Below are 17,293 nucleotides of genomic sequence, written 5' to 3'. Positions count from 1 at the left end.
CGGTTTATCTGACGGAGTAAAAAATGCAGCTGACTCAAATACGTAACGCCACACTGAAGCTTGACTATGCCGGGGTTCGCTTCCTGATCGACCCGATGCTCGCTGATAAAGAGGCCTGGCCCGGTTTTGCCGGAACCGCACGCGCTCACCTGCGTAATCCTCTGGTAGCATTGCCGGTTGCAGTTGATGAGTTGCTGGACGTGGACGTGATTATTGTGACGCACACGCATCAGGACCACTGGGACGAAGCGGCACAGCAGCTGATCCCTAAAGACAAGGTGATCTACACCCAGAATGAAAGCGACGCGTCCCTCATCCGTTCTCAGGGTTTTACCGCCGTCAAGGTGCTGGCTGACAGCAACGTCATCTCTGGTATTAAGATCGTGAAAACCGATGGACAGCATGGCAGTGATGAAGCCTATGCCATTCCAGAGGTGGCTGAGCGTCTGGGCGATGCGTGCGGGCTGGTCTTTTCTGCAGAGGGTGAAAAAACGCTCTATATTGCAGGCGATACCATCTGGGTTCCCCCTTACGTGGACAGCCTGACAAAATACGCGCCGGGCGTTGTGGTCCTGAATATCGGATGTGCCACGGTTGACGGGATTGGCGCCATTATAATGGGTAAAGAGGATGCCCTGCGCACGCTGGACATTCTGCCTGCTGCGACCATCGTGGCATCCCATATGGAAGCGGTGAACCATTGCCTGCTGAGCCGCGCGGAACTGCGCGACTACACCGCAGAGCAAGGTATCCAGCAAAATGTGCTGGTGCCTGAAGACGGCGAGACGCTGAGCCTCTGACGCCGACATGCCTGCAGGCGACTAAGATCCGACTGTCGCCTGTACGGCATAACATCAGCCACACCCGGTTTAATCAGTAAAAGGTCACCATCATGTCCGCTCTGCACGTTGTTGTTATCGCCACGCCGGGCTTCAGCCCGTTTCACTTTTCCGTTCCGTCCATGGTCTTTGACAAGGCGATGCCGGAGCGGGGACTTTTCGAGGTGACGGTCTGCGCTGAACAGCCCGGTACTGTGGTGTCCGATATCGGGATTTCAATCAATGTGGAGCACGGGCCTGAGCAACTGGAAACGGCGGACATCATTATCGTGCCGTTCTGGGAGCATCCTGAGACGCGCCCGGCACCCGCACTGCTTGACGCGCTGCGCAGAGCCTGGCAACGGGGAGCCGAAGTCGCAGGGCTGTGTCTTGGCGCTTATGTCCTCGCCTACGCCGGACTGCTGGATAACCGCAGAGCCTCCACGCACTGGGAATTTGAGCAGGATTTTGCCAGACGCTTTCCGCAGGTCAGGCTGGACAGCAATGCGCTTTATACCAGCGATGAACGCCTCATCACATCCGCCGGTACGGCGGCCGGTATCGACTGCTGCCTCAATATCGTGAGGGAACACTACGGTACCGCGCTGGCGAACCGCGTAGCCCGAAGGATGGTCATTCCGCCTTACCGGGAGGGCGGGCAGGCGCAGTTTATTGAGCATGCGGTACCTGAAACGACGCGTGATGAGCAGATAAATGACCTTATCGATTACCTGCGCCGCAATCTGGACAAGCGACACGATATTGACTCTTTAGCCGGTTACGCTGGCATGAGCCGTCGCACGCTGACCCGCCATTTTATCAAGGCTACCGGTATGACTGTCGGAGACTGGCTCAGCGCCCAGCGTCTGCAGCGCAGCCAGGAGCTGCTTGAAACCACGGATCACAGCATTGAAGTCGTCTCATCCCTTGCCGGATACCAGTCTCCGGTCTCTTTCCGCCAGAGTTTCAAGGCGCGCTACAACGTCAGCCCAAGCGAATGGCGGCGCACCTTCAGGGGGCCGGGTCTGATGTAAACGGCACAGACGGCTCCCGTTCGCACCCGCCCTTGACTACTTTTTGCGGAACAAAATCGGTATATTAAGCTATGTATTTCAAAAAGATGGACTGATGCCTGCATGGCTTTATGTCATCCAGCCATTCTAAAAACGCGTCTCTCTACGACCTTATGCGTCCTCGCTTTATAAAATGTCCCGGCGACTCGCGATCTGGCGCGGCTCCCGCTACTTTCTGACCGCTTAGCTTAAACAGGGAAATCCAATGTATACCGCAACTATCCGTACCATGATCGGCGGGACGTTTTTTTTGATGTTAGCCTTAGTCTCGACGTCCACAGCTCAGTCTCTGCCTACACCTGCCGAACATCCGAACTCGCAGCGTATCTCTGTACAGACGCAAGGCTCAGGTACGGATGTCATACTGATTCCGGGGCTGGCGTCGTCCCGAGACGTCTGGACCGGTTTAGCCGCAGATTTACGTAAGAACCACCGCATACATCTTGTCGAACTGGCGGGATTTGCGAGTACACCTGCCATTTCCAATCCTGACGGGAAGGTTATCGCTCCGGCAGTTGACGCCATCGCTGAGTACATTCGTACCCGACACCTGAAAGCCCCTGTGATTATTGGTCACTCCCTTGGGGGGGAGATCGCATTGATGCTGGGTGCCCGCCATCCCGACCTGGTCAGTCGCTTGATGATTGTCGATGCGTTGCCATTCTATACGTTGATGATTGATCCCTCTGCGACCCGCAAAACGGCTACCCAACCTGCCACCAGAATGCGGGATTGGCTGCTGTCGCAGTCGCCGGAGCAGCGTTCAGATTTTCAGACTAGCTCCATCGCCCGTTTAGTTAAAACCGATGCGGTGAGACCCGCCCTGGTGGCGGCAGGGATCCATTCCGATCCCAAAACCGTGGCGGATGCCGTGTACGAACTGATGATGACCGATTTGCGCCCCGAACTTGGCCACATTAAAGCGCCGATTGAGGTTGTGTACGCCTATGACCCTTTATTCGGTATTCCGGCAGCCAGCGTGGATTCGATGTACCGTCAAGCCTATGCCTCTGCAAAAGAGATTCATTTCACCCGTATCGATGACAGTTTTCACTTTGTCATGCTTGATCAGCCCGAGCGTTTCTCCGACGCGGTGGCGACATTCTTAAAGGAATAAGGTCCAGAGCGTCCATCAAGTCGATGCTGCTGGAGCATGTTAAGTCTGCTTGGCAGCTATCGGAGCAAGGAAGTGATAAAAGAGCTTTCGATGGGGGCAGGGGGCAGATCAGTTTGCCAGCGCAAATGATATTCATTATCATAAACAGATGTGCAAAAGGAGAGACAGTGAAAATATACTGGACGAAAAAGAGTATTCCTGAGCTTAGGGATCTGCCTAAACCAATCAGAGATCGCAATTATAAAGAAGCGCGCAGCAAAGCCAGTGCACATTATGAACATTGGTTGGGTGCGCTTTTATTTTTTGCGCTGATTTTTATCTTTTTTTCCCTTTTTAATACATTATTTCCAGGCGAAAACGCATTATGGCGAGACATTGCACAGTGTGTGTTTTGTATTCCTCCAGCAGTCATGGCCTGGGACCAGTGTACGATTTATGTCATGCGCAAGTATTACCGGCATATTTTGATTAATAAAGATCAGGTTTGAATTTGTAGTCTGCGCAAATGGTGAAAATACCCACTTTCCGGTATGCAGCCTGCTACTGAACGCTATTCATAGCTATCTTTAGGCGAAATAGCAGGCAAGTCGGTCGAATCAGTCATGAGCAGATAATGAACACCTTCTTTTATCTGCGAGAAGCGGACATCGCGGTTAACGTCATCTCCAGACTCCCTCAAAAGTGTGCTTAAATCAAAAGCAAACCTCTAAAAAAACAGACTGTTGGCCTGAGAGCCAGGGAGATAAAATTGCGAATTCAAACACATCAGTTATACCTTCGCCCTGTAATCTCATCAGATGCAGACGATCTCTTCAAAATCTATGGTGATCCCGCGACAAATACGTTCAATCCAGCGGGCCCCTATCCGAACATTGACCATGCAAAAACAGTTCTGAACGGCTGGCTCGACCACTGGCAAACTCAGGGATTTGGAAACTGGGCAATTTCGCTTCTGGCTGAGCCTGAAAAAATTATCGGTTTTGGCGGGTTGAGGATTCGGAGTTATGGGGATCTCGTTGTCAATAATCTTGGATACCGATTTTCCACAGAGGCCTGGGGCAAAGGCCTGGCCACAGAATTTGCTTCCCGCGCGATAAAATTTGGCTTTGAGGAGAGCAAACTCACGGATATATCAGCGGTTGTCCGGGAGAACCATCTGGCGTCACAGAAAGTGCTTCTGAAAACGGGGTTGAGATTTATCAAAAAGATCCATGACGTTGAAGATGCACCGCCAAGTCTTCTCTATTCGATAAAAATGCATGAGTGGTTAAGCGACTCGCGCTGAACGCGTCCGTTCACTCTCACTAAGGTCAATGTGAGGATGTAGCATACTGGCTGGGCTAGGTTCGCTTCAGGCACGAAACGGACCGTCCCTGAGACATCAAGTTCCGCTTTGAGCGAAAAGCGAACATCGTTGAGGCCAGAGAATTGTGCATGATGAGTTAAGGATGATTTATTCTCTGCATTAGAACCTGAAAAGCGTTTTAGCATCATGGGTAGTTAAGACAGCAATATCTAAACTGGCTTGCTGACATCGTCAGATTATATTATCTGTAACCGGCCGACAGTCATCTTGATTTGTTAACGGGTACAGTTAAAAATCTCGACTCCGCTAGCAGCAGGTCTCTTGGTTTATGCTTTGAGCATATAGATACATGATTGCACTGTCTGACCGGTAGATATGGTTACCTCTACTGGAACACGTTCATACTCATAACCTTCGAACTCGTCGAGTATGTGCCAGTGATTAAGTAAATTCTCTGACGTGAAAAGAAAGCCCTGCACACGATTTCCTGAATCATCCAGCACAATTCCCGGATAACCCATTTCTGCTCCCCAACCTTTGGCAAGAAGAGATCCTCCCACGTGACCCTCCTGCCATGTTCCCCCAATATTTTCAAGAATATGAGCATTAGGCCGGCCAAGACCGAGAGTCCCGTAAACAAACAAACTTTCCATTAATGCTCCGGTATCGCTATGAAAATAGTAATGTTCTTTATGTTGATTTTGATTTTCGAACTCTGACCTGACAAATTATTTGTTCTCACTACACGCGTGAATTATTATCACGCGTATGATATTCGATCGCCTTCCCCCATTGCAGACTCTGCGCGCTTTTGAAGCCACTGCCCGCCTCTCGAGCATGACGCTGGCGGCAGCGGAGTTGCACGTTACGCATGGCGCGATAAGCCGGCAAATCCGAAAGCTCGAAGAGCATCTGGGGTTTAAGCTATTTTTCAGGCTGACAAGGCAGATAATTCTGACGGAGCAAGGGGGTGAATTTCACCATGTGGTTACCCGTCTTTTAAGTGATTTAATGAAGGAGACTGAGCGTCTGCGTGGAAGAAACCTGATAAAGAGTTTACGTATAAGTACAACGGTTTCATTTGCCAGTAAGTGGTTAGCACCTCGTCTCAGCCGGTTCAGGCAGAGATATCCAGAATTTGATATTCAACTGGATGTTACTGACATTAATGTAGATCTTAACGATGGTCAGGTAGATGCTGCAATTCGTTACGGCCTTGGCAATTATCAATATGTTTCGTCTGAGCGTATGTTTGATGAAACAGTCACCCCTGTCTGTAGTCCAGGTTTTCTTGAGAAACATAATGGTCTGACAGAGATTAAGGAACTTTTAAACTGCGTTCTTCTTCATGAGTATAGAATGCAGGCGAACTGGCAGGCATGGTTTGAGATGGCCGGAGAAAAAAATTTCAGTTGCCATCAGGGGCCCTTATGGACTCTTGGCAGCATGGCGACTGAGGCTGCTATACGTGGCGAAGGTGTTGCTCTCGGACGCAGTCTTCTGATTGCAGATGATGTAGCTGCTGGAAGGCTTGTTGTTCCGTTTCCACAGCACAAGCTTAGGGCTGAACGGGGGTACGATTTAGTCTACCGTCCAGATAATCAGGATTCATTTAAAATAAGCATTCTAAGACAATGGCTCTCTGAAGAAATGAGCTTGTTAAAAGATTGAATGGCGCTTCAGGAAAAGTCCGCTTCTGGCACAAAGCGGACCGACTAACAGAGCTGAAGGTCTGCTATGAGCGAGAGACGGACATCCAGAATTACTTTCTTTACTGATGGATTAAGTATCTATTATTCAGGATCGTCGATTTTCATTTGCGATAGCCAAGTTTTAGCGTGCTGGTAATCGTCAGCCCAGCGAGACGAAAATATTTTTTCAGCGATATATCATGCACCTTTTAAACTGTAATTATTAAGCCCTTCACCGAGTCATGCCCTAAAATGTCGTCTCCACAAAAAGGCTAAAATTGGCCATTCCAATACCATCATTGTTAGATAAACTTAAACTCAAATTAGAGTCATAGTATTCCGTTTTTTTATCATGTCCTACGCGTTTTCTTCTTCTTTGTGTCTTTTTTATATGTCAATATTGATTATTATGATTTAACTCTGAAGTATCAGTTAGTAACCCTTCTGATGAAGGTGAGGTCTATTTCCGTAGATAAATCATGCACCTAACTCTCTATAAAGGAAAGAAAATGAATCGTCCAAATTGGTTTCAAGTATCTGCAGAAGGCTCAAAGGCACTGGGAGCGCTGCATCATTTCGCTACAAAAGGAACAAGTCTTCCGGAAGAGCTAATACATTTGGTTTTTTTAAGAGTATCGCAGATTAATGGCTGTGCGCATTGTATTGATATTCACACACGCGATCTTATAAAGTGTGGTATGTCAGTAGAGAAAATAGTACTGATTCCAGTATGGGATGAGGCTAATTATTTATTCTCGGACCTGGAGCAAGCGGCACTGGCATGGGCAGAAGAAGTTACCCGTGTAAGTGAGACACATGCTTCGGATGAAGCGTATTCTGCAGCGCTGTCAGCATTTGGTGAAAAAGATTTGGTCGACTTAACCATCGTTATTGCAACAATGAATGCTCTGAATCGTATGGGTATCAGCTTTCGAATGAAACCACTAGCCAAGGCGTAAATTACCATTCGTTTTCTTAACGAGACCGGTTATTAATTCTCCCCAATGGAAAAACCGCCTTTCGGCGGTTTTTCCATTTTTAACAGAAAGTCATTAAAATAATCGCACTTAACGTTCTTTTAATGTACGTATAATATTCCCTTACGTGAAGGTTGAAAATACACTATGAATACTATTCGTGAGCGATTATAAAAACATATGCAAGCTTAGATTTAAAAAAATAAATCCGCCAACAAGAAGTGATGCTGGCGGACATTTATTAATGTAATTCAGCACGATCCAGACCGTAAGCGCTATCCATCGAGCCTGGTGCCATCTGTGATAAAATCTGTAGACGATTCCAGGCGTTGATTACAGCAATGGTAAATGTTAACTCTGATACTTCCACTTCAGAGAAATGTTCACGCAATTCGCTGTAAAGCGCTTCGCTTACACCATTATCACCAATGCGGGTCAAAGCTTCAGTCAGTGCCAGCGCAGCTTTCTCTTTGGCGCTGAATAATGGCGATTCCCGCCAAATTGCAACATGATAAAGACGCAGTTCACGCTCCCCATGCATTTTTGCTTCTTTAACATGCATATCCAGACAAAATGCACAATGATTCAGCTGTGAGGCACGTATATCTACTAAGTGCTTAAGTTTTTTATCCAGCGAGATTTTTCCTAATGCCATAGAAGCATCGGCAAGTGTTTTAGCCAGTGCAGGGATAGTTTTGAAATGATTCACACGTGACGACATATTGTAATCCTCTTTTTAAAATAAACGATCAATGGTTTGCAGTGCATGGGGTAATGCTGTTGTACGAGCGACGGGATCATGCGTTCCGTCTACCCGAATAAATTGCACGTCGGTAATGCCAATATATTCAAGCGCTACGCGAATGTATGGAGTGAACTGGTCATCTGCTACAAAAGGACCGTGGGCAAATACACTGCCGCTGGCGACAACGCAATACACCTTTTTGCCGCTGACGAGTCCTATTTTTTTGCCCTCTGGCGTAAAGACGAAAGTTCGTCCGGCGCGGGTTATATGATCGAACCAAGCCTTCAGTACGGAAGGCAGGCCGAGGTTCCACATCGGTGATGAGATAACCAGCGTGTCACAATCAAAAAGCTGATCTACCAGTTGTTCCGAAGTCTGAATAGCAGTGAGCTGAGCTTCACTGCGTAGGTCTGGTGGGGTAAAAAAACCAGCAATGGTAAATGCATCAAGATGCGGTAGCGGCCGTTGAGCCAGGTCCAGCACTAATTCTTCAAGCTCGGCATGATGCGCGCGTAATTTTTCTACCAGGCGTTCAGACACCGCGCGGGATGTCGATCCTGATAAATCCGGACTGACCTTAATGTGAAGCAGTTTCATCATTTTTTCCTCAGGTGAGATCGCGATAAAAGTGCAGGCCGAGGGCGGTGTATCCGACACGCTGATAAAATGCCTGGGCTCCTGAATTACTTATGGCGGTATCAAGGACCATCTGACCACAACCGTATTCACGTGCGATTACCGCTAAGTGATTCAACAGTGTTGCACCCATCCCCTGACCGCGAGCCTCGCTCACTGTTACCAGATCGTCGACGTAACAGAATTGCCCGTGAATAAAATTTTCGAGCAGCCGATAACCGGCTAGCGCCATTGGTTTGCCATCCTGCTCAAGTCCTGCAAGACGGTAGCCTTGCGCCTGCTGGCGCTGTACCTGGGCAATAAATTGTTTCTCATTCGTCAGTTTGCTGCGTAGTTCCCGCATCAGCGCAAAGCAATGGGCAAGGTCGGTGGCGGTGTCGTAATGTTCAATTTTCATGACGCCTCATATTGAGTGGCTTTGTTAATAGCCATATCTTAATCTTGTATGTCTGATTAAAAAGGGCCATTATTAGACTTAATTGGTAGGACATATAAGGGTGCATTTCATGGGGTACAAAGAGATTTATGCCCGCTATCGTCAGCAGATTCAGGACGGTGTTTTGAAACCGGGAGCGCGCGTTCCCTCGATTCGTTCGCTAGCGAGCGAGTTGCAGGTAGCGCGTAAAACGGTGGAAACCGCGTATGAAATTCTTATTGGAGAAGGCTATTTCGTGAGTCTGGGGGCGAAGGGGACCTATATAAACCCGGAGCTCAGGCTGACTTCAACGGTCAGCGCAGACAACGCTGTATCTTCTTGTTCACTTAACACACAGGTTACTGAAAGGAAGGGTGATCTGCGGCTCGGAATCCCTGCTCTGGATGAATTTCCCCATAAAAAATGGTTACTAATATCGGGAAAAGCGGCGCGAAGTCTTCGCCCAGAAGAAATGCTCATGCCCCCGGCAATGGGCTTCCAGCCGCTACGTGAGGCCATTTCAAGTTATCTCAATATTTCAAGAGGACTGAATTGCCGACCAGAGCAAATCTTTGTTACCAGCGGCTATCGGGCCAACTTACGGTTAATTCTGTCGGTACTTGCACAGCCTGAAGATAAAGTGCTGTTTGAAGATCCTGGCTACTTTTATGGTCAGCAATTATTGAAGCGAATGGCATCCAACCTGCACTATATACCTGTTGATCGGCAGGGCATGGATGTTGATTATCTTCAGCGCTATCACAACGATGGGCGTTTCGCTATCGTTACACCCACTCATCAAAGTCCGCTCGCAGTTAGCCTTTCATTACCGCGTAAGCACCAGTTGCTAGCCTGGGCACAGCAAAAAAGTAGCTGGATCATCGAAGATGATTACGACGGAGAGTTTCATTACACACGAAAAGTAATCCCGGCGTTGAAAAGTCTCGATATGCATGACCGGGTTATTTATACCGGTACGTTTAGTAAAACCATAATGCCAGCTATGCGTATCGGCTATATGGTAATGCCACAAGAGACGGTAGCCCGTTTCAGCGAACTGGGCGAAATCCTTGAAACGGGTCTGCCATTACTGCCGCAAAAAATTCTTGCGCAATTCCTTAGCGAAGGGCACTTCTACCGGCATATAAAAAAAATGCGTTTACTCTACCAGCAGCGGCGTCGCATGATGCTTGAGGCAATTGAAACGAGCTTTCCTGGGCTATTTGAATTTGAGCTTACAGATGGCGGGATGCATATTGTCGCCTACCTGCATCGCGGTATTGAAGACACTGCATTAGCTGCATTATGGACACAGCACGATCTTTATGTCCGGCCACTCTCAAGCTGGTATACGCAGACACAGAAACGTTATGGGTTAGTAATTGGATACACTAATATTCGTTCAACCGAAGAGGCGCAGAAAATTTTGCTGCGCGTTAGGGCAAAAACACTGGCGCTTATGCAGCATTAAGCTTTTGATAGCCGGGCGTGAATAATGATCTATTGTTTACCAGTATTGTCGCCTGAAAAAAATATTTAGTCGATCACTCTCTGTAAATGAGGATCGACTAAATATGGTCGTGATAGTACATGCGTTTTTCTTACAGGAAGCTAGCTTGGTGTCAGTGCCCTTTATTTTCTACAGGAAATTATGTATAGATAACGGGAACACCGTTTCTAAGCCAGACGTTCAAAAATAGATCGGGGTTTTGAGAATGTATGGAATATTAGCGGATCTCAATTTCAGGAACGGCTGACATCCCAACGCGCAATAATTTTGCATCGGGCTGATTACCATCCAGCACTATTTTTACCGGTAAACGCTGAACGACTTTAGTAAAGTTACCAGTTGCATTGTCTGGCTGGATGGCAGAAAACGTTGCGCCGGTTGCAGGAGCGATACTATCGACATGTCCAGTAAACTTTTTGCCAGGCATGGCATCAATTTTAATTAAGACTTTCTGCCCCTGCTGAACATTTGCCAGCTGTGTTTCAAGATAGTTGGCAATGATGTAAGTTTGATGTAGCGGAACCACAGCCAGCAGACGTGTCCCTGCGTTAACGTAGGCACCGAGGCGCACCGAACGCTGGCCTACCATCCCATCGACTGGTGCAACAATACGCGTATAAGAAAGATTAACCCTCGCCTGACTGACCTTTGCCTGCGCGACTGCAACATCGGCTTCCGCCTGACGTAATGCAGCCCTCAACACGCCTACCTGTTTTTCTGCTGAGGTCAGTGCAGCTTCGTTTTGACGAACGACTGCGGATGCAGAACGCTGCGTTGAATGGGCTTTTTGTTGATCGTCCGCAGCGACGGTACCTCTCTGATAAAGCTTGTTAAAACGTTCAGCGTTCTGACTGGCGTACTGCGCCGATGCCTGACTGGCTAAAAGGGTCGCTTTTGTCTGAGCAATAATGGATTGTTGCTGCTCCAGTTGTGCAAGGCTGCTCAGGTGTTTTGCTTCACTAAGCTGCAAATTCGCCTGCGCCATTTCAAGCGCTATTTTGTAGTCACGGTCATCCAGCGTGGCCAGTGTTTGCCCTGCTTTAACGCGTTGGTTATCTGCGACATAGATATTTTTGATATATCCCGATACTTTTGGTGCCACCAGTGTGTAATCCGCATTCACATAGGCATCATTAGTACGGGTATCATTATTCAGCATTGTCGACCAGACAAAAAATATCATCGTCATCATCAGGATTAATAATGCGCTGAGCAGAGTCGTTCTTCTGGATACAGGAAATTTCATTTGACCACCTCTATTTTTGGCAGTTTAAAAACGTATCTGGGGCGGCCAGACACGTTTTGGCAGCCAGACGGTGAGTAATAGCAACAGGACGGCAAAGCCAGCCATGAGCAGATAGCTGTCGCCCAGACTCAGAACAATTGCCTGATGTTTTAATAAGGTGATAAATCCAGCGATGTTCTCGGTGTTGCTGATGCTGCCGTCGTGTAATAAAGGGAAGTTGCTGCTGGCCTGCTCACTTACCGGTGTCGATATCAACCATGGGCGGTTGGCTACGTTATTGACCAGAACATTAGAATGAAATTGTTCTCTGTGATTTATAAACCATTCAACTAAAACGCCAGCAGCGATGCTTGAAAAACCCCGTACGGTATTGAACATAGCAGAGGCATAATGTCCTTCCGGGGGCGCCACAACGCTGGTTGCGCTCATAAGTAAAGGTAAAATAATTGACGGTAATCCAATCGCCTGCAGAGCCTGCATGGCCCAGAAATTCTGGCGTGCCCAGTCGCTGGTTATCTGCATACCCATCAGGCTGGCGAAAATCATCAGGGCAATCCCGAAAGCTATCAGCCAGCGACAATCAACCCAGCGCAGACTAAGCAGTGCGGCAACAAGCGGGGTGATAATTAACTGCGGGAGCCCAATGGTCAAAGCTAGCGGCGCAAATTGCGCTGTTCTAAAACCCTCAACTTTGCCAAAGAAATTGGACGGCAAAGCCGAGCCAGCCAGCGCCAGTACCAACACCACAGCGAGCGCCATCAGGCCATATGAAAAGTTACTTCTCTCCAGCATCTGTAATTTGAACAAAGGAAGGGGATGAAACCATTCATTAATCAGAAAAACTGTCAGGCAGACGATGGCACTGGATAACAGACCATTAAATAATGGCGATTCAAACCAGTCCATACGTCCACCCTGAGTGATGGCGATTATTAAAAACGCCATACCAGAACAGCCGGTGAGCATGCCGAACAGGTCGATCTGCTTAAATCGGTCGAGATGAATCGGGTCCTGCGGCAAACCCCAGCCAATAAATAGCATCGAAATCAAAATGGCGGGGACCACTTGCCAGAACATGAACATCCAGCTCACATCATCCGTCCAGAATGCCGCCAGTGTAGGCGCCACATTTGGACCAAAAGTCGCAGTCAGAGCATAAGCTCCAAGACCATAAAGTTTTATCGATGGTGGCAGAAAACGTAGCGCCACAGTCATGAGTAAAGGCGGAAGTGCGCCGCTAAACAGACCCTGTATCGTTCGCAAGAGAAGAAACAACTGCGCATTCGGTACTAAGGGTAAAAGTATGCCGCAAACCATAAAACCGCCAGCGCAACCAAGAGCGAATTTACGCAGCGAAAAAGTCACAGCAAACCATGGTGCGATCATCATCGCCACTACTTCCGCGGCCTGGTAGGCAGATGTGAACCAACTGGCTTGATCATACGTCACGCCAATTCCGGCACGCACATCTGCAAGCGCTATATCTATAACCCGACCATTAAGCCCAGAGGTCAAGGCTGCAATCAGTACCCCCACAAACCCCAATGCAAGGCGCCAGGTAAAAGGGGGCGAGGGTGGGGTAGAACGCTGTGCATTCATACAAAATTCTCATGCATTTAATCAATACAGTGTACCGTATTGTGGTACAATTTGGCATCTTACATTGCGACAGCGTCCATTGCAATGTGATAATTAAGACAAGAACTGAGATAACAAGCTGTCCGTCACCGGACGATAAGGAGCTCTATATGGCCGTTAATGCTTCAAGCTTTGAGGATGAAAAACCCGGCGGGATTCAGGTTATCGCCCGTGCAGCTGCAATTTTGAATGTGCTGGGTAAACACCCTGGCGGCATGAGTCTGGGGGAAATTGCGCAGGAGGTTGCTCTCCCTCGTTCAACGGTGCAGCGTATTGTCGCGGCTTTAGATAGCGCTCAACTTGTGCGTAGCAGCGGGGCCGGTGGCCTGCGTCTGGGACCTGCACTACTCAAACTTATTTCCAGTGTGCACAGTGATGTAGTGGATCTTGTACGTCCCTTCCTGGAGCAACTTTCGGCCAATGTTAATGAAACAGTGACCCTTGCACGTGCCAGTGGTACCCAACTGGCCATCATCCACTACGTCGTCGCATCACGTGAATTACGTGTTGTACCTCGTATTGGACTTAATTTGCCGCTCTACAGCACTTCCGGCGGCCGTGTGTTACTGGCTATGGAAAGTGATGAAGATGTCCGCATACTGGTAGGCGACGCCTATGAAGATCTCACCGGAATGACAGTTAAAACTTTTCCACAGCTTCAGGAGCTGATCGCCGATGTTCGTGCCAATGGGCTAGCTATAGATCTGGGTGAAACTCTTGAAGGCGTCTGCACGATAGCTGTAGCGCTGGACACACTTTTGGGTCGCTTTTCTATCTCATTATTAGTTCCGGCGGCACGTTTCCATAAACATGAAGCCTTTTATCGGAAAGAACTCATGCAATGCAAGGAGGGGATAGTTAATGAAATTGGAAGAATAACCACGGTGGAAGAATAACTAAGAACAGGAATAAGTATTCTTAACGGAATCAGGTAGGACGCTGGTATGGCCTACCCCATTCTTCGTGATTATGTGTTACATAGTTCTGCCTTAATGAATAAGCGGGGCCGATCTTATTCGACGCCTGTAATACGCGCGCTAAATGCCTCAGTGACCCTGAACGGTCAATCCGACGAGTCGGATAACAACAGGCCGGACAACAAGTATGCAAAAGAAAGCCGCTGGCATAGCAACCTGGTAAGCATTCATCACATTTGCCATGTAATGGGGCCCCATTCCGAATTCAGCAAAAGTGATAACCAGACTCATCAGGAACGCCATGATTGTCGCCATATAAAGAGCAAATATGTAGGGTGCCGAGCGCACAGGAAGGCGGGTTCGCAGGTTTTTTTTTGCAGTAGCATCAGTCATCGGGATATCCTGTTAAACAAAGGTTAACGAAACTGCGGCTAACTTAACAAGCTTATGAAGCCTGTTGTAGAGCACTTATGCTTTAATCATTGTTAAACAAAAGTGACGAATTCGGTATTAAGGATGCTATGGACGTTTTAGGCCTCATCAGTACGTTTATCCGCGTGGTGGAGAATGGCAGTATTGCAGCGGCGGCACGCGCTAAAGGGATGAGTCCGGCAGCCGTTAGCCAGAGCCTTTCTCGTCTTGAAGGGCATCTGGGCGTACGACTGCTGTCGCGCACCACCCGCAGCATGACGTTAACTGAAAATGGTAAACGGTATTTCGAGAAAGTTCGTCACATTCCCGATGATGTCGAACTCGCCTCGCAGGCTGCCGCACACGTAACCAAACCGAAGGGGCCACTTTGTATCGCGACGACGGCCGCGTTTGGCCGATACGTTCTGGCTCCACTTATGCCAGCCTTCAAAGCGTCTTTTCCCGATATAGATATTGAACTGATCAGTACCGATCGCAACGTCAGTCATCACCTTGAAGGCGTCGATGTCAGTATCCGCATCGAGGCACAACTGAATGATCAACTGATCGCCAGAAAAATTGCATCGTTACCCTTTATATTCTGCGCGGCGCCCGCTTACCTTGACCGTGCAGGCACGCCTCAGACACCTGAAGACCTCAGCCAGCACGACTGCGTGGTTTTCCGCTATCCAACCGACAGACGATTTCTGCCATGGTCTTTTATGGTCAACGGACAGCTCGTCAATGCGAAGCTCAACCCCAGCTTTATCAGCGATGATATTGATATCATCGCCAAAATAGCCGTGAACGGGGGCGGCATTGCCCGTCTGGCAAGTTTTGTCGCACAGCCATTGATAGACGCCGGTCAGCTAAGGCCTGTGTACTGGTCAGGTCACAGTGAGAGCACCATTGAATCCCTGCCGATGGATATTTTTGCGTGTGTTACTGAACGTTCAGCACTTAATTCAAAGGTCAGGGCATTTATTGAATTTTTAGAAGAGGCGATGTAAGGCATAAACCTCTTTGACGAAAAATTGACCGCATTTTGCGGGGTATCACCCGCAGAGATAACCCACCGCAATCTGGCAGCTTATCGGGTCTGGACAGATCAAAACTTCCTGACAGAAATGCAGCTTTATTGCGGGGGCTTTTATTCCATCTTATGAAAAAGCTTCCGAATTGTGCCCAGAACGATGCAGATCCCTACGGACGCTACGGGGACAGGCATCGCTATAAAACAGGAGAAACGACGGCTTGCCCAAGGAAAGCCAGTGGGTGTTTATTACGCTTTAGCCAGACCATTGCCTGAAGCATCAATGTTCGCTTCCGGCACAACGCGGCCCCTTACTTTCGCGCATCAAGCTCATCCTGAGACATTTTAAAACAACGCGCTGTCACCCCATTCCTCCAGCACCACCACAGTGCACTCTCCCCGCGCAGGTTCCCCAAAACAGTGAAACGCGTTGCGCACAATTCACCAACAAACTGATAATAAAAGGAAAAAATTCCTGGCATACCCTTTGCAATAACGACAAGCGAAGGGCAGTGCATCACACAATATAAAAAATAGCTGGCTAGGGTTCCGGTTCACGTTGGTGAATGGCTGGTCCAAGAGCTGGCGACCTCTGAGAGGTTACACGGCGGGACAAAAGCCCGGGAGACAGCAGCACCAGAAGGTGTCGCGCTGCCCCCTTATTTTGTGCCACTCAGAGGTCAAGCATGAAGAAAACGCCATTACTCCGCTCTCTTGTACTGTCGCTGGCGATGCTGGTCAGTCTCCCCACCTTTGCTGCCGTCAAAAAAGAGTTCAACGTCTGCTGGACCATCTACGCAGGCTGGATGCCCTGGGGCACCATCAGCACCAACAAGATCATTGATAAATGGGCCGACAAGTACGGCATCAAAATCAATGTGGTACAGCTCAACGATTACATCGAATCCATCAACCAGTACACCGCGGGCCAGTTTGATGGCTGCACCATGACCAACATGGATGCGCTGACCATTCCGGCGGCGGGTGGGGTGGACACCACGGCGCTGATCCTCGGCAGCTACTCAGAAGGCAACGACGGCGTCGTGATGAAAGGCGAGGGCAAAACCCTCACAGACCTGAAAGGGATGAAAATTTACCTGCCGGAGCTGTCCGTCTCGCACTATCTGCTGGTGCGCGGGCTGGAAAAAGCCGGGCTGGCGGAGAAAGACGTCACCGTGGTGAATACCTCGGATGCGGATATCGTCTCGGCCTTCGCCACCCAAAATGTGCAGGCCGTCGTGGCCTGGAACCCCCAGCTATCGGTGATCAAAGGCACGCCGAAAACCACCGAGGTGTTCAGCTCCTCGCAGGTGCCGGGCGAGCTGATCGACATGATGGTGGTTAACAGCGAAACCCTGAAGGACAACCCGGCGCTCGGCAAAGCCCTGACCGGCGCATGGTACGAGATGATGGGGCTGATGAAAGCCCAGGACGCTAACGCCCTGAATGCCATGGCGGCGGCGTCCGGCACCGATCTCACTGGCTATCAGGCGCAGCTGAAAACCACCCACCTGTTCTACACCCCGCAGGACAACATTGCCTTTGTCACCTCTGCGGATCTGGCGAAAACCATGCAGCGTGTAGCGGCCTTCTCTTTCGATAAAGGGCTGCTGGGTGAGGGCGCGCAGAGTGCCGATTTTATCGGTATGAGCTTCCCTGGCAATGTCACTCAGGGCGATGCTAACAACGTCAAACTGCGTTTTGACGACAGCTTCGTGAAAATGGCCGCCGCGGGCCAGCTGTGATGACTGACGGAGTCT

The 17,293-nt window shown here is 49.0% G+C and carries 18 protein-coding genes and 1 riboswitch; of the genes, 11 read left to right on the top strand and 7 right to left on the bottom strand.

Annotated elements, in window-relative coordinates:
* Positions 1 to 23 precede the first annotated feature (23 nt).
* The 5 genes from ABIE02_RS00755 to ABIE02_RS00735 all read left to right on the top strand — a co-directional run bounded on the left by ABIE02_RS00755 (position 24) and on the right by ABIE02_RS00735 (position 4,293).
* Positions 24 to 800, top strand: a complete 777-nt coding sequence (locus ABIE02_RS00755; RefSeq protein ID WP_077227957.1) for an MBL fold metallo-hydrolase — start codon at positions 24 to 26, stop codon at positions 798 to 800.
* A 92-nt stretch (positions 801 to 892) separates the two neighbouring features.
* Entirely contained in the window at positions 893 to 1,852 is a 960-nt protein-coding gene (locus ABIE02_RS00750; protein WP_032617925.1) for a GlxA family transcriptional regulator, read from the top strand.
* A 244-nt stretch (positions 1,853 to 2,096) separates the two neighbouring features.
* A complete protein-coding gene (locus ABIE02_RS00745) occupies positions 2,097 to 3,008 on the top strand; it encodes an alpha/beta fold hydrolase (RefSeq protein WP_336994637.1) in 912 nt (303 codons plus the stop codon).
* Positions 3,009 to 3,175: 167 nt separating this feature from the next.
* Positions 3,176 to 3,496, top strand: a complete 321-nt coding sequence (locus tag ABIE02_RS00740) for a hypothetical protein (RefSeq protein WP_429211149.1) — start codon at positions 3,176 to 3,178, stop codon at positions 3,494 to 3,496.
* Between the two features lie 260 nt (positions 3,497 to 3,756).
* Positions 3,757 to 4,293, top strand: a complete 537-nt coding sequence (locus ABIE02_RS00735) for a GNAT family N-acetyltransferase (RefSeq protein WP_429211148.1) — start codon at positions 3,757 to 3,759, stop codon at positions 4,291 to 4,293.
* 347 nt (positions 4,294 to 4,640) lie between these two features.
* Here ABIE02_RS00735 and ABIE02_RS00730 read toward each other — a convergent pair whose 3' ends face one another.
* Entirely contained in the window at positions 4,641 to 4,967 is a 327-nt protein-coding gene (locus tag ABIE02_RS00730) for a gamma-glutamylcyclotransferase family protein (RefSeq protein WP_032617926.1), read from the bottom strand.
* A gap of 115 nt (positions 4,968 to 5,082) precedes the next feature.
* On the opposite strand from ABIE02_RS00730, the gene gcvA reads away from it, so the two are divergent.
* Positions 5,083 to 5,985, top strand: a complete 903-nt coding sequence (gene gcvA / locus ABIE02_RS00725) for a transcriptional regulator GcvA (protein ID WP_200142150.1) — start codon at positions 5,083 to 5,085, stop codon at positions 5,983 to 5,985.
* Between the two features lie 529 nt (positions 5,986 to 6,514).
* On the top strand, positions 6,515 to 6,964 hold the full coding sequence (locus tag ABIE02_RS00720) for a carboxymuconolactone decarboxylase family protein (RefSeq protein WP_059308011.1): 450 nt from the start codon (positions 6,515 to 6,517) through the stop codon (positions 6,962 to 6,964).
* A 259-nt stretch (positions 6,965 to 7,223) separates the two neighbouring features.
* Here ABIE02_RS00720 and ABIE02_RS00715 read toward each other — a convergent pair whose 3' ends face one another.
* The 3 genes from ABIE02_RS00715 to ABIE02_RS00705 are packed head-to-tail and all read right to left on the bottom strand — an operon-like array spanning position 7,224 to position 8,760.
* Complete coding sequence (locus ABIE02_RS00715) at positions 7,224 to 7,703, bottom strand: carboxymuconolactone decarboxylase family protein (protein WP_059308010.1); 480 nt, start codon at positions 7,701 to 7,703, stop codon at positions 7,224 to 7,226.
* Between the two features lie 15 nt (positions 7,704 to 7,718).
* Entirely contained in the window at positions 7,719 to 8,327 is a 609-nt protein-coding gene (locus ABIE02_RS00710; protein ID WP_225988668.1) for an FMN-dependent NADH-azoreductase, read from the bottom strand.
* A gap of 7 nt (positions 8,328 to 8,334) precedes the next feature.
* Positions 8,335 to 8,760 (bottom strand): GNAT family N-acetyltransferase, encoded by a 426-nt coding sequence (locus ABIE02_RS00705; protein ID WP_032617930.1) that lies wholly within the window; start codon positions 8,758 to 8,760, stop codon positions 8,335 to 8,337.
* 109 nt (positions 8,761 to 8,869) lie between these two features.
* Here ABIE02_RS00705 and ABIE02_RS00700 point away from each other — a divergent pair, with 109 nt between their 5' ends.
* Positions 8,870 to 10,249: a PLP-dependent aminotransferase family protein gene (locus ABIE02_RS00700; protein ID WP_151584201.1), complete on the top strand. Its 1,380-nt coding sequence runs from the start codon at positions 8,870 to 8,872 to the stop codon at positions 10,247 to 10,249.
* Positions 10,250 to 10,505: 256 nt separating this feature from the next.
* On the opposite strand, the gene ABIE02_RS00695 is transcribed toward ABIE02_RS00700, so the two are convergent.
* Together ABIE02_RS00695 and ABIE02_RS00690 are read right to left on the bottom strand one after the other, a co-directional pair.
* Positions 10,506 to 11,534, bottom strand: coding sequence for an HlyD family secretion protein (locus ABIE02_RS00695; protein WP_032617932.1), 1,029 nt, complete (start codon positions 11,532 to 11,534; stop codon positions 10,506 to 10,508).
* A 24-nt stretch (positions 11,535 to 11,558) separates the two neighbouring features.
* Complete coding sequence (locus tag ABIE02_RS00690; protein ID WP_032617933.1) at positions 11,559 to 13,133, bottom strand: MFS transporter; 1,575 nt, start codon at positions 13,131 to 13,133, stop codon at positions 11,559 to 11,561.
* Positions 13,134 to 13,282: 149 nt separating this feature from the next.
* Between ABIE02_RS00690 and ABIE02_RS00685 the strand changes: the two genes are divergently transcribed.
* Positions 13,283 to 14,068 carry an IclR family transcriptional regulator gene (locus tag ABIE02_RS00685; RefSeq protein ID WP_032617934.1) on the top strand — a complete coding sequence of 262 codons (786 nt, stop codon included), beginning with the start codon at positions 13,283 to 13,285 and terminating at the stop codon, positions 14,066 to 14,068.
* 150 nt (positions 14,069 to 14,218) lie between these two features.
* Here the strand turns inward: ABIE02_RS00685 and ABIE02_RS00680 are convergent, their stop codons facing one another.
* Positions 14,219 to 14,482: a DUF2798 domain-containing protein gene (locus tag ABIE02_RS00680; RefSeq protein ID WP_032617935.1), complete on the bottom strand. Its 264-nt coding sequence runs from the start codon at positions 14,480 to 14,482 to the stop codon at positions 14,219 to 14,221.
* 128 nt (positions 14,483 to 14,610) lie between these two features.
* On the opposite strand from ABIE02_RS00680, the gene ABIE02_RS00675 reads away from it, so the two are divergent.
* Both ABIE02_RS00675 and ABIE02_RS00670 read left to right on the top strand, forming a co-directional pair.
* Complete coding sequence (locus tag ABIE02_RS00675) at positions 14,611 to 15,510, top strand: LysR family transcriptional regulator (protein ID WP_032617936.1); 900 nt, start codon at positions 14,611 to 14,613, stop codon at positions 15,508 to 15,510.
* Positions 15,511 to 16,063: 553 nt separating this feature from the next.
* Positions 16,064 to 16,162: riboswitch (guanidine-I (ykkC/yxkD leader) on the top strand.
* A 57-nt stretch (positions 16,163 to 16,219) separates the two neighbouring features.
* Positions 16,220 to 17,278, top strand: coding sequence for a putative urea ABC transporter substrate-binding protein (locus tag ABIE02_RS00670; protein ID WP_032617937.1), 1,059 nt, complete (start codon positions 16,220 to 16,222; stop codon positions 17,276 to 17,278).
* The last annotated feature ends 15 nt before the right edge of the window (positions 17,279 to 17,293 follow it).

This window comes from Leclercia sp. 1548 (assembly GCF_050435045.1).
Classification (GTDB): domain Bacteria; phylum Pseudomonadota; class Gammaproteobacteria; order Enterobacterales; family Enterobacteriaceae; genus Enterobacter; species Enterobacter adecarboxylatus.
The sequence above is the reverse complement of the archived record's forward strand: the minus strand, read 5'-3'. Positions and strand labels throughout refer to the sequence as shown.

What these genes read in the sequence shown, in the direction of transcription:
- ABIE02_RS00755 (WP_077227957.1), top strand. Translation starts at nt 24, where the DNA reads ATGCAGCTGACTCAAATACGTAACGCCACACTGAAGCTTGACTATGCC.
- ABIE02_RS00750 (WP_032617925.1), top strand. Translation starts at nt 893, where the DNA reads ATGTCCGCTCTGCACGTTGTTGTTATCGCCACGCCGGGCTTCAGCCCG.
- ABIE02_RS00745 (WP_336994637.1), top strand. Translation starts at nt 2,097, where the DNA reads ATGTATACCGCAACTATCCGTACCATGATCGGCGGGACGTTTTTTTTG.
- ABIE02_RS00730 (WP_032617926.1), bottom strand. Translation starts at nt 4,967, where the DNA reads ATGGAAAGTTTGTTTGTTTACGGGACTCTCGGTCTTGGCCGGCCTAAT.
- gcvA (WP_200142150.1), top strand. Translation starts at nt 5,083, where the DNA reads ATGATATTCGATCGCCTTCCCCCATTGCAGACTCTGCGCGCTTTTGAA.
- ABIE02_RS00720 (WP_059308011.1), top strand. Translation starts at nt 6,515, where the DNA reads ATGAATCGTCCAAATTGGTTTCAAGTATCTGCAGAAGGCTCAAAGGCA.
- ABIE02_RS00715 (WP_059308010.1), bottom strand. Translation starts at nt 7,703, where the DNA reads ATGTCGTCACGTGTGAATCATTTCAAAACTATCCCTGCACTGGCTAAA.
- ABIE02_RS00710 (WP_225988668.1), bottom strand. Translation starts at nt 8,327, where the DNA reads ATGATGAAACTGCTTCACATTAAGGTCAGTCCGGATTTATCAGGATCG.
- ABIE02_RS00705 (WP_032617930.1), bottom strand. Translation starts at nt 8,760, where the DNA reads ATGAAAATTGAACATTACGACACCGCCACCGACCTTGCCCATTGCTTT.
- ABIE02_RS00700 (WP_151584201.1), top strand. Translation starts at nt 8,870, where the DNA reads ATGGGGTACAAAGAGATTTATGCCCGCTATCGTCAGCAGATTCAGGAC.
- ABIE02_RS00695 (WP_032617932.1), bottom strand. Translation starts at nt 11,534, where the DNA reads ATGAAATTTCCTGTATCCAGAAGAACGACTCTGCTCAGCGCATTATTA.
- ABIE02_RS00690 (WP_032617933.1), bottom strand. Translation starts at nt 13,133, where the DNA reads ATGAATGCACAGCGTTCTACCCCACCCTCGCCCCCTTTTACCTGGCGC.
- ABIE02_RS00685 (WP_032617934.1), top strand. Translation starts at nt 13,283, where the DNA reads ATGGCCGTTAATGCTTCAAGCTTTGAGGATGAAAAACCCGGCGGGATT.
- ABIE02_RS00680 (WP_032617935.1), bottom strand. Translation starts at nt 14,482, where the DNA reads ATGACTGATGCTACTGCAAAAAAAAACCTGCGAACCCGCCTTCCTGTG.
- ABIE02_RS00675 (WP_032617936.1), top strand. Translation starts at nt 14,611, where the DNA reads ATGGACGTTTTAGGCCTCATCAGTACGTTTATCCGCGTGGTGGAGAAT.
- ABIE02_RS00670 (WP_032617937.1), top strand. Translation starts at nt 16,220, where the DNA reads ATGAAGAAAACGCCATTACTCCGCTCTCTTGTACTGTCGCTGGCGATG.